Source organism: Saccharibacillus sp. JS10 (assembly GCF_024436065.1).
Lineage (GTDB): Bacteria > Bacillota > Bacilli > Paenibacillales > Paenibacillaceae > Saccharibacillus.
This window is the reverse complement of record NZ_JANFNS010000003.1, coordinates 198,518-213,322: the sequence shown is the minus strand read 5'-3', so window position 1 is coordinate 213,322 and position 14,805 is coordinate 198,518. Positions and strand designations below refer to the sequence as shown.

At 48.2% G+C, this 14,805-nt stretch carries 9 protein-coding genes; 1 reads left to right on the top strand and 8 read right to left on the bottom strand.

Features of this window, described 5'->3' with window-relative positions; genetic code table 11:
* Positions 1–61 precede the first annotated feature (61 nt).
* The 3 genes from NOM90_RS11420 to NOM90_RS11410 all read right to left on the bottom strand — a co-directional run bounded on the left by NOM90_RS11420 (position 62) and on the right by NOM90_RS11410 (position 5,593).
* Positions 62–1,210, bottom strand: a complete 1,149-nt coding sequence (locus NOM90_RS11420; RefSeq protein ID WP_255942093.1) for a mannitol-1-phosphate 5-dehydrogenase — start codon at positions 1,208–1,210, stop codon at positions 62–64.
* Positions 1,211–1,493: 283 nt separating this feature from the next.
* Complete coding sequence (locus NOM90_RS11415; RefSeq protein WP_255942091.1) at positions 1,494–3,473, bottom strand: PTS mannitol transporter subunit IICBA; 1,980 nt, start codon at positions 3,471–3,473, stop codon at positions 1,494–1,496.
* On the bottom strand, positions 3,470–5,593 hold the full coding sequence (locus NOM90_RS11410) for a PRD domain-containing protein (RefSeq protein ID WP_255942090.1): 2,124 nt from the start codon (positions 5,591–5,593) through the stop codon (positions 3,470–3,472). The genes NOM90_RS11415 and NOM90_RS11410 overlap by 4 nt, the downstream gene beginning before the upstream one ends.
* 509 nt (positions 5,594–6,102) lie before the next feature.
* On the opposite strand from NOM90_RS11410, the gene NOM90_RS11405 reads away from it, so the two are divergent.
* Positions 6,103–6,756, top strand: a complete 654-nt coding sequence (locus tag NOM90_RS11405) for a transcriptional regulator (protein WP_255942089.1) — start codon at positions 6,103–6,105, stop codon at positions 6,754–6,756.
* Between the two features lie 375 nt (positions 6,757–7,131).
* On the opposite strand, the gene NOM90_RS11400 is transcribed toward NOM90_RS11405, so the two are convergent.
* The 5 genes from NOM90_RS11400 to NOM90_RS11380 form a co-directional block, all read right to left on the bottom strand.
* Positions 7,132–9,450: a glycoside hydrolase family 65 protein gene (locus NOM90_RS11400; protein WP_255942088.1), complete on the bottom strand. Its 2,319-nt coding sequence runs from the start codon at positions 9,448–9,450 to the stop codon at positions 7,132–7,134.
* Positions 9,451–9,512: 62 nt separating this feature from the next.
* Positions 9,513–10,973, bottom strand: a complete 1,461-nt coding sequence (locus NOM90_RS11395; RefSeq protein WP_255942087.1) for a sensor domain-containing diguanylate cyclase — start codon at positions 10,971–10,973, stop codon at positions 9,513–9,515.
* Positions 10,974–11,263: 290 nt separating this feature from the next.
* A complete protein-coding gene (locus NOM90_RS11390; protein WP_255942086.1) occupies positions 11,264–12,661 on the bottom strand; it encodes a M56 family metallopeptidase in 1,398 nt (465 codons plus the stop codon).
* A 9-nt stretch (positions 12,662–12,670) separates the two neighbouring features.
* Positions 12,671–13,045, bottom strand: a complete 375-nt coding sequence (locus tag NOM90_RS11385) for a BlaI/MecI/CopY family transcriptional regulator (RefSeq protein WP_255942085.1) — start codon at positions 13,043–13,045, stop codon at positions 12,671–12,673.
* 194 nt (positions 13,046–13,239) lie between these two features.
* Entirely contained in the window at positions 13,240–14,370 is a 1,131-nt protein-coding gene (locus NOM90_RS11380; protein WP_255942084.1) for an NADH-dependent flavin oxidoreductase, read from the bottom strand.
* Between the last annotated feature and the right edge of the window lie 435 nt (positions 14,371–14,805).

Below are 14,805 nucleotides of genomic sequence, written 5' to 3'. Positions count from 1 at the left end.
ACGAGACCGAATGATCTTCGGTTTCGTCCTTTTTGTGATTTCGCTGCGATCGTTTAGCGATTTACTTTTTCAACGATTCATAAGCATCAGCGATCTTCGCGTTTTCGCCGCTATCTTCGGTGAATCCGGTTGCGTCCGCGATTGCGCCTTCCAGCCCTTTTTCTTCGATCGAAGCTTGCAGTTCAACCGATTGCGGATCTTCCGGGTTGTTGTAATGGAGAGCTGCCGCGATCCCTGTAAGCAGGTTGTCGATTGGCAGATCCAAGCGAAGTGCCATACGTGCCGGGCCGCTCAAGCGATCGTTCGCGCCGAGTTTACGCAGCGGTTCGCGACCTACGCGGCTTACATCGTCATTGAGGTAAGGGTTACGGAAACGTTTTTCGATTTTATCGATATATTTCGCATGTTCGCCTGCATCGAATCCGTGTTCTTTCACAAGTGCGGCTCCGCTTTCTTCCATCGCGCCGCGTACGACCGAACGTACCGATTCATCTTCGATCGCTTTATCGACCGTTGGCAGACCTTTGAGATAGCCGAGGTAAGCCGTGATCGCATGACCCGTGTTGAGCGTGTACAGTTTGCGTTGTACGTAAGCGACCAAGGTGTCGGTCAGCTTCATGCCTTCAATTGTAGGGACGCCGCCTTTGAACGCAGGTTCTTCCACGATCCATTCGAAGAACGACTCCACGCCTACATCCAGCATATTGTCTCCTTTGAACGGAGGAACGATACGGTCTACCGAACAGTTAGGGAAACCTACATGCTCGTCGGCATAAGCTTTCGCTTCGTCGGACAGATGGCTGTAAACTTGTTCTTTGAGATGGGCGCTTGCGCCGACCATATTTTCGCACGCAATGATGTTGAGGAAGCCTGAGCCCGATTTGGCGCGTTCTTCAAGACCGGTTGCGATGTTAACGGCGATAAATTTCAAAACGTTCGGGCCTACAGCGGTTGTGATGATGTCGGCTTCGATGATATGTTGCGACATTTCCGGGCTGCTGGACAGTACGCCGGATACGCCTTGTACCGGAATTTCGCGTTTGTCGAGGTCAAGAATATGGATGGTGTAGCCGTGTTTTTCGTTCAGTTCGTTGATCATTGCTTCGTTGACGTCGGCGAATGTGAGTTCATATCCGGCTTCGACAAGCAGTGCTCCGATAAAACCTCGACCGATATTGCCGGCTCCAAATTGAATTGCTTTTTTAGTCATGATTTTTTGCCTCCAGTAGAGATTGTAGGCGTTGGTATGTCGCTCGGACTTGTTTTCCTACGGAAAGCCAAAAGTCGCTCCATTCCAACGCCTACAATCTGGGATGAGGAAGAAGATTCTTCCTAAAAAGAGTGTAGGGATTCAAAAAGATATCAAACCGTTTCTACGAAAAGGAAACGGTTTTTCTGTAAAAAGATCATAGAAAAACATAAAAGCCAAGAAGTAAAAGCCGAAGCCGACGGAGGGGTCTCCGTCGGCTTGGACTTTTGGACATTTAGAAGAATTACTCAGGTTGTACGCTGAGTGTCGTGTAGACATCGTTCACGTCTTTGGTTTGAGCCAGACGTTGAACGGTTGATTCGTCTTCAATCGCTTCAGCGATTTTAGTCAAGATTTTCAAGTGTTCGCCGCGAGCGCCAGCGATCCCGATCACGAGGTACGCGGTACCTGCTTCGAATTCGACGCCATTCGGATATTGAAGAACGACGATGCCTGAATTTTCGATCTCGTTTTTCGCTGTGCCTACGCCGTGAGGAATCGCGACGCCGTTACCGATATATGTCGAAGCGACGCCTTCGCGTTCGATCATCGCATCGACATAACCCGGTTTTACATAACCGGATTGAGCGAGCAGACGTCCCGCTTCGCGGATCGCTTCTTCTTTGGTAACGCTTGGCAAGCCGAGATGAATATTTTCTTTGCGCAAAATATCGGAAGAAGCTACAGCAGAACCTGCGCCCGGTGCTGCTTTGTCCAGTGCGTTATCGATATCCCATTGTGCATCTGGCGTCGTAGCGGTCGTGTTGCGTTCCGCAGGCGTTTCGCCGGATTGGGAAGCTTTCAATTCTTCGATCAGATCTTCATAGACCGGATTGTTGATAAAGTTATCGATCGAAACGTGGTGTGCGTTTGGAGCTTTTGCTTTTGCGCGATCTGTCAGGTTTTGCTGCGTAACGACGATGTCCGCATCCGAAGGGATGTTTTCGATCGCTGTGTTCGTTACATTGATCGGCAGACCTGCTGCTTTTACTTTTTTACGGAAAGACGAAGCGCCCATTGCGCTCGAACCCATACCTGCATCGCAAGCGAAGACGATTTTTTCGACTTTGCCGTTCACACGTACATTGGTTCCAGCCGAAGACGAAGCGCCGCTTACGCCGGATTTGTTGCCTTTCATTGCTTGCGAAGCTTCGCGTGCTTTATTCAGATCTTCGTCGTCTGCTTTGTAGTTGCGCAAGAAGATCGCGGAGACGAGGAAAGATACAATTGCAGCTACAGCTACACCAGCGAGTACTGGCAGTTGTCCGCCTCTAGGCGAAACGAGCATCAATGCGATGATACTACCTGGAGAAGCCGCACCAGACAAACCAGCTCCGGTTGCAACGAAAGTGAACACTCCAGCCATACCGCCCAAGATTACCGACAGAATCAAAGCCGGTCTCATGAGAACGTAAGGGAAGTAAATTTCGTGGATACCACCAAAGAAGTGAATGATGATCGCACCTGGAGCCGAACTTTTGATCGAACCTTTAGCGAATACCCAATACGCGAGCAGCACGCCAAGACCTGGACCAGGGTTCGATTCAATCAGATAAAAGACTGATTTGCCGATTTCGGCTACTTGATCAGTACCTAACGGAGTAAAGATACCATGGTTGATTGCATTGTTAAGGAACAGGATTTTAGCCGGTTCAACAAAGATCGAAACCAGTGGGAGCAATCCCCAACTTACAATGGTTTGAACGCCTGATTCCAAGATGTTAGTGAAAGCATTAAATAATGGACCAACTCCATAATATCCACCAATGGCAAGTGCGCCACCTAAAATACCAGCAGAGAAGTTGTTGATAAGCATTTCGAAGCCCGCAGGAATCTTCCCTTCAACTGCACGGTCAAATTGTTTGATGACCCAACCAGCCAAAGGACCCATAGCCATAGCGCCTAAGAACATTGGAGTATCGGGTGCGCCAATGATGACACCCATAACTGCAATTGCACCTAATACACCGCCACGGTGATCAGCGACCATTTTACCGCCGCTATAAGCAATGAGGAGTGGCAAGAGATAGCTAATCATTGGACCAACGAGTTTTGCTAAGCTTTCATTTGGCCACCAGCCTGTTGGAATGAAAAGGGCTGTAATCAGACCCCATGCGATAAACGCACCGATATTCGGCATAACCATTGCGCTCAAGAAACGACCGAATTTCTGTACGCCTTGTCTAGCTCCGCCGGATTTGGCAGGGGTAGAGACACTGCTCATAATTGTTCGACCTCCAATGTGTATTGTTCTATTTTTCTTGCATAAAGCTCTCTCATCATGCCCGAGATTTCTCTTCGAAGCTTATCTGGCTCCGAGAAAGTCAGTCTCGCGGCGAATCCCGGTCGGTCGATCAGCGATTTGCTGATTTCTCCGGCGGATTGAAGGTACGCTTTGCCGCTCGATTTGGGTGCGAGTAGCAGCAAAGCGGCTTTAAGCTGAACAGGCTTCTCTTCCGATTCCGCAGCAAGCCCTTCAGGGAAGCGGAAAATGCCTAGGATCAGCTTGTCGATCACTTCGGAGCGGCAGTGCAGCAAGATCAATCCGTCTTGCGAAAGCACCGTTTCGCCTAGACGTTCCCGCTCATGCAGCTCGCGTTCCAAGATCGCGGCATCTTGTTCGTTAACCGTAAATCGCATAGAGATCGCAGCGATCAGCTCCCCGACGTTGCGAGAAGTAAAACCGTCCGCAATATCGACGTTGTTCATTAGATCAAGAATCCCGTTCAACGTTTGGCGATGATCGTCCAGTGTGCTCAGTAGATCATGCTGCATATTTTGCCGAGGTTTCTTTTTGACAAAAATACGTTGTTCTTCATTCACGAAGTTTCGAATCTGATCCACGTCGGCAAAAGAAAGCAGGACGGATACACGGACAACCGGCGTTTCGGTTTCCACATCGACGGTCGAGATAATAAAGTCCGCTTCGTGATTTTCGGCAGCTTCCGAAGCGGAAGCAATGCCAAGTAGATTAAACGAAGGGAATTCTTTGCGAACCCGAGCCATAAGCAGCCCGGAAGTTCCCATGCCGCTCGCGCAAGCAATCAGCACTTTGGGCGAAGGACGTTCGGCTCTCGCGTATTCGCTCATAGCGCCGATATGCATCGCAATGTAGCCGATCTCGGATTCCGGTACGTCGCGATCGACGTAATCGGCAAGAATCGTCGAACATTTTGTTGCGATTGCAAATACTTCGGCATATTGTTCACGAATTTGGCGAAGCAGCGGATTGCGGATATCCAAGCGAAGCTTAAGCCGTTCAACCGCCGGCCCCAGATGGTGTACAAATCCGGCAAACAATTTGCTGCTGCCTTTTAACTCGTAGCCAAGTTCGGCTTCTGCCGTTTTGAGCATATTCCGAGCCAGACGTACAAGTTCGAAGCTGACGTAGTCGTAATAATTGTCTTGATCTCGGTCCAGGCGCGTCTCCGCGCCTTTGAGGTGCATCGTGATGTAGCCCACTTCGTCTTCAGGAATCTGAATATGAAGTAGCTGTTCTAGCTTTTCGGCGAGCTGTTTGGCTTTTTCGAACTCGCCCAATTTGCGTAGATCATCCAAAATAGGGCGGTCAATCACGATACGCTGCCCCGCCCGAATCCGTTGGATTGCAAGCGCGAGGTGAACCGCCAGCCCGATATAAGCACTGTCGGTTAATTTGAGATCAAAGCTTTCTTGCAATTGTTCGACCATTTGTTGCAATTGCTCGGCAGCGCCTTCGTCGATCAGATTAAGCAAACGGCTTCGAATATGCGACCGTACCCGGATCGGGTCGGTAACGGCATCTCCGGTGCTTCCGCTAATTAATTCGGCAACCTGATCTTCGGCGACGCTTTCGTAAACCAGTTGAATCAGCGCGGAACGGATGGCATTTTCGCTACCTTCGACATAAACGCCGTATCCCGGTTTGCGAATCAGGGTTAGCCCAAGAGGCTGCAACCATTCTTCCGCACGGTCGAGATCGGAGCTTAGCGTGCTTTCGGTAACTTTGAACTGGGAAGCAAAACTGTACGATTTGACAGGTTCTTCGGCAAGCAATAACTCGCTGATCAGAAAGTAGTGGCGTTCGTCTCTACTGTAGTCTTTCACCGAATCTGCTGCGCTCAGTTCTTGTATAAGAGCGTCAAGCTGAGTTTGGGCGGCTTCCAATGTGACTCCGGCTCCCGGTTTGCGGATTAGCCGAACTCCTTTTTCCGAAAGCCATTGTTCGACACCGGGAAGTTCGCGTTTTACCGTTCTTTCGCTGACGTCCAATTCATCCGACAGATCCCGTACCGTAACGAACTCTCCCCGTGAAGCGAGAAGACGCTTCAGGATCGGCAGTAATCGTCCGGTCGGTTTGTCCACGCGGATTCCTCCTTTTTCAACCCCTCTTTTTTGAAAGCGATACCATTTACTCCCTGAAAGGGTGGAGACGATTGTTTACGGAAAAAACCGTAGCATGCAGCTTCTCGTCTTCTAATCAAATTTTAAGCACCCCGTCTCGGAATGGCAAAGGAAAGATGCTGGAATTTGTCCTCAGTCCATAGGTGACAAAGCCGAAGAACTTCCAAAAACCTTCTTTTACCAAGCAAAAGTTTTCATTCACTTATTACTCAAACTAGCAACAAATCAATCATTTTATATGCAAAAACGTGCAATTTTTTCATGGATTTCATGCTCCATATTATTTTAATATATGTATATGATGGATGGGAATGGTTTTTAGTGATTTTGACGCTTGCTTTGGTGTGTGTGAGCGACGTAAACTGATCTTAAATAAATGGACGCGAAGCACGCGCCGCTTTCGATACCCTTAGGGATCTGAGAGCGGCTTTTTTGCGTTCTTTTTGCAAAGGAGAGGGGAGGAAATTCACATGACGGTTTATTTTGAAAAGATGTATGAGAAGTGGCTAGAGAAGCAAATCGTCGAAGAAGAAAATGCTCGACGCCGAGAACTTTTGCAACGTGGGCTAGGGCACGGAACCGTTGAGTTTCTCAAACAAATCTGGGTTCCAACGATAGGGAACTTGGACGATCTGTATGCAGAATGGGAAATTCGCGATTATCATGGTGGAACTCGGTACATTGATTTGGCTTATCGCCTAGGCGGAGCAAAAGGAGCGGTCGAGATTCAAGGCTATGCTTCGCACGCACGAGACTTGGACACAAGGCGTTTTAAAGATTTGTGCTGGAGACACAGTCTGCTCGGTCTTGATGGATGGACGTTGCTGCCGATTGCTTATTTGTCGATTCGCGAAGAACCGGAAAAATGTCGACAGTTGATTTTGGCTTTTGTGGGTCGTTTTTTATCTTTTCATTCAACATTGGACGATCTGAGTTGGCTGGAAGAAGAAGCCTTGCGGTATGCGCGCCGTTTACTGGTTCCATTTAGTGCAAAAGAATTAGCGCAGCATCTAAAAGTGACAGATCGACATGCGCGGCTCATTTTGAAGACGCTTGTAGAGCGGAAAAAGGTTGAGGTTGCCAATGATAAGCAAAGGTATCGGTTATATCGCTTGGCAGAATAGGCTTGGGCGATCTCAAGCCCAGCCAGAAAAGTTTTAACGGATCGAAATGACGCTTAGACGCGATTTTAGTGTGCTTTAGAATTCTAAGGGATTCAGATGACGCTTAGAGCGATATTTGCTTGGTTTTTGGCGAGAAAAGCGGCGGAAAGTTATGCTAACGGATATACAATCCGTTAAAAAGCCGAAAAGGGTTGTTTGGTGACTTTAAGGGACATACAATCCGTTAGCCGAGCCGAGCCGAGCCGAGCCGAGCCGAGCCGAGCCGAGCCGAGCCGAGCCGAGCCGCAGAAAAAAGCGCCCTTCTTCGAAGGACGCTTTTTTGAACTTCAGCGCCACGAAAGCGCGCTTGTTTTACGCTATCGTATTCTTCTCGCTTTACACCTGCCGAACCCCCGACACGCTTTCCCCGCCGGCAAGTTCCACTTCCTGTCCATACAGCGTCAAAGCCGCGCTTGTCGAACTTTCATTCTCTACCTTCGTTTGACCGCCGGACACGGTGACTTTAAGCCGCGCGTCGCGGAATACGACTTTGAAAGATAACGAAGCCCAGCTATCCGGGCTGAATGGATTCAAGACCAGTCGTCCATGACGAACGCGCAGGCCCCCGAAGCCTTGCACGACAGACATCCACGTTCCTGCCATACTCGTCGTATGGCAACCGTCTTCCGTATCGTTATTGTAGTTGTCGAGATCCAGCCGCGACGTACGCAAATACATCTCGTAAGCTTTGTCCGTGTATCCGAGTTCGCCCGCAAGAATCGAATGGACGCACGGCGAAAGGGAAGACTCATGTACCGTAATCGGTTCGTAAAAATCGAAGTTGCGGCGCTTGGTGTCCAGATCGTAGCGATCGCCGAGGAAAAATAACCCTTGAAGCACATCGGCTTGCTTGATGTAACACGAACGCAAAATACGATCCCACGACCATTTCTGATTGATCGGCAAGTTCGAAGGATCTAAATCCGCGACAGGTAAAATCTCTTTGTCGAGGAATCCGTCTTGCTGCAAAAAGACACCGGTTTCCGCATCTTCGGCAAGCCACATTTTTTCCGAAATTTCGCTCCAAGTCGCAAGTTCGGTGTCGGTCAATTGCAGCTTATCTACCAAGTTCGCGAATCCGTCCGGATCTTCCGATTTTAACTTCGACGCGATCTCAGTCGTGTATTCCAACGTCCAAGCCGCCATCCGGTTGGTGTACCAGTTGTTGTTGACGTTGTTTTCATATTCATTGGGACCGGTTACCCCCAGGATCACATAAGCGCCGCGATGCTTCGAGTATTGCGAGCGTTGTTCCCAGAAGCGGGATAGTTCCGCAAGCACTTCGAAGCCATATTCGCCGAGATAAGAAGTATCGCCCGTATATTCCACGTAATTGTAGATTGCATAAGCGATCGCGCCGTTACGATGGATTTCTTCGAACGTGATTTCCCATTCGTTATGACATTCTTCGCCGTTCATCGTGACCATCGGATAGAGCGCACCTTTGGTAAATCCAAGCTTTGCCGCGTTTTCTTTGGCTTTTTCCAGATGCTTATACCGATAAATGAGCAGATTGCGCGCGACACTAGGATCAGCTGTGCTGAGATAGAACGGAATACAATACGCTTCGGTATCCCAATAGGTGCTACCGCCGTACTTTTCTCCGGTAAATCCTTTCGGACCGATGTTCAGTCGATCGTCTTCGCCCGTATAGGTCTGATGTAGTTGGAAAATGTTAAAACGGATCGCTTGCTGCGCTTTCTCGTCGCCTTCGATCACAATATCGCCATCGCGCCATTTTTCGGCCCAAGCTTGTTTTTGTGCCTCTAATAACGCATCGAAACCTTGCTCCAACGCTTCTTCCGCAAGTTCCTGCGCAATATGGTTCAGATGATCCGGTTCGTGATCGCGCGAAGTCACATTGGCAACATATTTGTAGAGGGTAATCGTCTGCTCGGCTTCTGCTCGAAGCGACAGCGTTAATCCGGCGAATTTGTCTCGTTTATGCGTTTCCGCTTCCACGTGGAACTCTTGATCGGGATCACCCGTAGCATCCAGTTCATAAACCATATGCGAAGCAACGCGAAAATCCAGCTTTTTAGTGCGTACTTCGACGCTGGCGGAATCGACCGCAGCATGTTGCGACAGACTTTCCCAGAACTTTTCATCGTAGTTCGAATCTTTGTTGACCACATTGGCATCCAAATAGGGAGTGAGTTTAAGCTGCGCCGCTTCGCCTACCGGAGTGATGCTGTAGCGGATTGCGCCGATTTCTTTGAACGGAATACTGACGAATCGCAGCGATTCGACTTTAACTTTTTTTCCACTTGAAAGGACAGCCGTAAACGAACGACTTAATGTGCCTTGCTGCATATCCAGCGTACGTACGAAATCTTCCACAGTCACGTTGGACAAGTCCAGCACTTCATCGTCGATTTCGACATCGATCCCGATCCAGTTCACCGAATTTAAGACTTTGGCAAAATACTCCGGATAACCATTTTTCCACCAACCGACTCTGGTTTTATCCGGGTAGTAGACGCCTGCCATATAGCTTCCTTGCAGAGAAGAACCGCTGTAGCGCTCTTCAAAATTCGCGCGTTGCCCCATGTAGCCGTTGCCGATACTAAATACGCTTTCGGAAACTTCATTACGCAGCGGGTCGAAACCTTCTTCAATAATGCGCCATTCGTTGACTTTTAAATACGGTTTCATCCCTGCATCGCTCCTCGTCTAATCATATGAAGAAGTGGAATCAATGAATAAAAAGTTCGGTTTTATGGGAAAGATCGCCTGGGACGGTTGGATTGAGCAAAAACAAATCGGCTGCGCCCTTGAGCTTTAGCTTGATATAACGCTTGATCGGCTCGGTGAATCAGGTCGTGCGGCGTTGTTTTTTCACCCGGATATAAGGTGCAACCTCCGACGCTAATCGTAATCTGATTGGAGACACCGGAGTGTTGATGCGGAATATTTAAGGAACGTACACTTTCAAGCATTAGCTCTGCAATCTGCTCGGCTTCCTGTTCGCTATGCCCCGGCAAAATGATCGCAAATTCTTCGCCGCCGTAACGCGCAGTAAAGCCGAAGTGAGCAAGAGCTTCCGATTCGAGCTTAGGCGCGACGCTCCGCAGTACCATATCTCCGCCAAGATGCCCGTAATTATCATTGTATGCTTTGAAAAAGTCGATATCGATCATAAGCAGCGATAGCGGTTCTTTTTCCCGTTGCGGCGCATTTAATTCTTGTTTTAACGTTTCGTCGAATTTACGCCGATTGGCGATACGAGTCAGACTGTCGATGCCAGCAAGTTCTTTGAGCTGTTCATTGGCGGCTTCGAGCGCTTGCTTGGATTCTTTGAGTTCTTCCCGTTGACGGCTCAGCCGTACAAATAATTTGTTGACTTCGCTCACGATCGCAACCACAACCACGATCGAAGCGATCAATGAATCAATTCTGGCGCCGTACCAACCGACGGTAAAACGTTCACCTGCCGACAGACTCAGCGTAATTCCAAGTAAAAAAGCAAGAGAAGATACGCGTAGCCACACTCGTAGAATTCCTGTTTTGCGGTAAGGAAAGATCGACACGACAAAAGCGACCGCGTTAAGCACCCACAAAAACGGACCGATTCCCGAAGTAATAAGCTTAGAGTAATCGCCGTTTTCGATAATGACGGGAAGCCAATCATGACCGAACGTAACGAGCATGAACAGCAAGACCGCAATCGCAATAACGGACAGAGTCGTCAGCGTTAAGATTTTTCGTACTTGTTCGCGCGGCATCAATGCTTTGCGGATTTGACTACGCATCGAAGCGGTAAACAGCAAAATTCCGATCGGAAACGAAGCATGCCAGAAACACCATAACCAAGATCCGCTTTGCGTATCGGTCATCCAAGTGCCAATCGTAGGCATGGCGTCCATCAAAGTCATCAGATACAAAAAGCTGAGTAGCCCGTTCAATAAAAATGTAGAACCTAATATAAGAAGCGGAAGAATCGGAGAAGCACGAAATTGATTAAATAAAATAAAAGCCGTCAAAATGTCGCCAAAAATCCCCCAAGCTCCAATCACCGGGAAAAAAGCGAAAAAATCAGGCAATTGCCAATGCGCAAAAAATAATCCGATCACGGTCAAAGCAATCATAATGAGTGACAATACCGCAGCAACACGTCGTTGACGTGGACTAATATGGAAAAGCTGATCTTGTGAATCGCTATAAAAAAGAATATTCAAGAAAAGCCTTCCTTTCCCCTTAAATGTACGAACTTATCCTGATGATGTAAAGGTATGGGATTTTTTAGCCGAAAGCAATAAGAAAAAAGGAGGAAAGGCAAGAAAATTTGAAAGTAAATCCCAAAAATATGTAGGAAAAAGAAAGGACAAGCAAAAAAGCTCAGCAAAAACCCCGTATTCGCAAGTTCGCGAAGCACGGGGTTCTTTTGATGAATCTACACGAAACTTTGTATCCGATCACTGTTGGGATGGTTGCACCGGATACAAAGCTTCCGCAGAATAAAAAGATATTACTTAGCAGGCACCGTAGATGCGGCTGGAGCTTCCGCAATAGGAGTCACTTCAGGTTGCGCCGAAGGTTCGGTCGGAGAATCGACGGAAGGTGCAGGCTCTGTCGCGACTTCCGAAGGAACTACGGCTTTTAAAGACGAATTTTCGTCTGTAGGAGCAGTGACTGGGCTTGTTACCGACTCGGCTGGAATCGGAACGGCTTTGTCAGAAACCGAATTTTGTTGATCGGCAGATGCTTCCCATACTTGTACCGGAACCGTAACTTGTGAAGTCGATGAACGTTGCGCCGGGTCAGTCGGAGACGGAGCCACAACATCGTCGGAATCTGTCGGTGCGATGCCTAGCGATTGTGCAGGTACGGTGACAGGTTCAGGTGCAGCTACGGGCGGTGTCGATTCAGCTGCCCAGACCGCAGCCGTCGTGCTTAAGGTAGCGAGAGCAACTGCCGCAGCAGAAGCTAGAATAATCGTTTTCTTTTTGAATTTCGTAATCGTTAACATATGGGAAAGTCTCCTTTTAAGTTGTTTTCCGTCGCCAGAGAGCGGTGCGAACAATCCGCCGCGTACAGGATCTGTACCTGCGGCAGCTACGATCAAGGCTTTGCCGTAACGTTTGCGCTGGGCGTGATCCATATTGGCGACCACAGAAGCATCGCAAGAAAGTTCGCTCCATAGATGAAGCTCACGGCGCATTTGATACACAAGCGGATTGAACCAGTGCAGCGATACCGCAACTAGCGTCAGCAATTTGATAAGCAGGTCGCGACTCCGCAAATGGGTCAATTCGTGACGAAGTGCCATGTCGATCTCTTCCGTCAAATTCGCCGGGAGATAAATGGTCGATGTGCGAAGACCCGCAAGTACAGGGCTTTGAAGTAACGGGTTACGCATCAGTTGCGGTTTTTTGCGAATATTTAGCTCTTGGGTTAAAGCTTGCAGCAGATCATGTACCTCTTCGTCGGGCGGAATAAGCTCGCTTGTCCGATTTAAGAGACGAGATGCTTTTTGATAGACGTTGATTTGCCAAATCGCATAAATCAAGCTTCCCGTGATCCAGATTCCGATGATGACCGTTGCGATGTTGGCGGACAACACGAACGAAGGTTGAAAAAGCCCGGTATGCAGCGTTGCGACGTTATTGACGTCACTACCCATCGGCGAAGCTGTAAGCCCAGATGAAGGTTGCACCGACCCGGACGTCCACTGAGACTTCAATAGCAGCAAAGCCAGCGGTGCAATCGGCAGCAGATAAAGCAGTAGCGCCATCTTGCCCAGCCGATAACGCCAAGTCGCGGATAACTGTTCGTCCGGTACCCAGCGAAGCCCGAGCAAGCTTACGGTCACGACACTTCCGGCTACCGTCAGGGCAAGCAGCACTTGGAGTAAGATTGTTAACATTAGAGTCACCTACTTTTCAGAGAACCACTTTTTCAATTCGTCGAGATCGTCGCCAGACAGTTTGTTGCCGTCGTACATCGCCGCGATCAGGTTTTTGACCGATCCGTTATACAACCCGTCGAGTACCGTTTGCGTTTCGAGTAGTTTGTAATCTTCAGGTGAGATCAGCGGCGTGTACTGATTGATTCTGCCTTGTCTGGTCGCGCTGAGCGCTCCTTTTTCAACCAAACGAGATAAAAAGGTCGACATCGTTTGTCCTTTCCAAGCTCTGCCTTTTTCCGCAAAGGTGTGCAGAAGTTCGGTTGAAGTGACGGGAGGCGTGCACGACCAGATCGCCGTCATTAATTCCAATTCCGTATCCGATAATTTTTGAACCCGGTTCATAAGTAAACGCTCCTTAAGGAAAAAATTCCGCTATGCGTCCATAACGAATATTACTACATGATGTAGTGATTAAAATCTACTACAACGCGTAGTGATATGTCAAGCGTACGCAAAAATCGATATAAAAAGAACCTCGCACGGCTATAAAAGCAGTGCGAGGTTCTTATCTTTTATCAATAGAAGTTTTTAAAAAATTACTCTGTCGCTTCTTCAACAACAGGGAACCAACCCGGAATCCCCATCATCATGCCCCACAATTGATCAGGAATGACCAAACGGTGTTGATCGTTTGCCGTCAAAGTCACGGCGATGTCGTTTTCTTCACCCGCGTGTACTTTTTCTACCCAATCCGGTTCCACGATCAGTTCGCGGCCCAATGCGATCATTGCCGCGCCCAGTTCGATCGCTTCCAGCGCTTGATCTGGCGTATGCACGCCACCTACGCCGATGACTGGAACATTACCGGCTGCTTCGACGATTTGTTCCAGACGCGTACGCTCCAGATCGCCGCCGCGGCGTGGTTTGGAGTTGTATTCCATCAAAGACACGTGCAGGTAGCTGAGGTTTTTCGTGTTCAAAGCTTTGATCAGGGCAAAAGTATCATCCATCGTCAAACCTTCTTCTTGCGGTTCTTCTGGCGAGAAGCGGTATCCGACGATAAACGGTGTTTTCGCTTTTTCAGCAACGACACGTTGTACTTCGTCTGTAACAGCCAGTGGGAATGTCAGACGTTGCTCGATGCTGCCACCCCATTTGTCTGTACGACGGTTAGACCAACCGGATACGAATTGTTGAACCAGATAGCCGTTGGCACCGTGAATCTCAACACCGTCAAAACCTGCGCGGATCGCAAGGTCCGTAGCGCGTCCGAAATCCAAAATGATCGATTCGATTTCTTCGTGGCTCAGTTCGCGCGAACTGGAACCGTCTTGCAATTCGATCGCACTTGGGCCAACAACGTCGCCATTCGGTACAAGGTTACGAGGACCTTGAATCCCTGCATGGAAAAATTGTAGAACGGCTTTAGCGCCGCCTTTTTTCAGCGAAGTCGCAAGTTTAGTTAGCCCTGGCAAGTTTTCTTCGCCAAATGCCGCGAATTGATTTTGGAAACCGATACCGCCTGGCATAACGTGGGCAACCGCAGTAATCGCAAGACCGAGTTTGCCTGTACGACGCTCGTAATAAGTTAATTCCGCTTCCGAGACGCTAAGGTCCGGGTTAGACGAAGAGTGTGTCATAGGAGCGAGGACGATACGGTTTTGCAAAGTGATTCCGTCATTAAGTTGAACTTTGTCAAAAAGCTTATTGAATTTAGCTGTTGTCATAATCAAAAACATCCTTTCTAAGATGCAGGATTTTTCGTTATCAAAAACACATAGGTATATTATAGTAAGAAGATTTCTGATTTTCAACGTTACCGACCTCAAAAACCAAAAAAAATTTTAAAAAACTTAATTACGATCAATTTAAAAAGAAAACTTGTCTATTTGCGCCGCTGACCCAGCTTTGAATTTCCAATAATACCAATCAGCCAAATACATAAACATTCACTTTTGCTTCAATAGCCTTTCAACACTTAAGCTGTGTATTTTCTACTATAGAAAGAATGATTCAGAAACAAAACGTATTTCGTGATTCTTTTCAGTCAAAAAGAGTTTAAAAACAAGCAAAACTTCTCAAAAAACGAAAGCGCTTTTTATCCAAGTTACACGGCATGTAATATAACATCAATGTCTGATACATAAATTCATTTTATAATG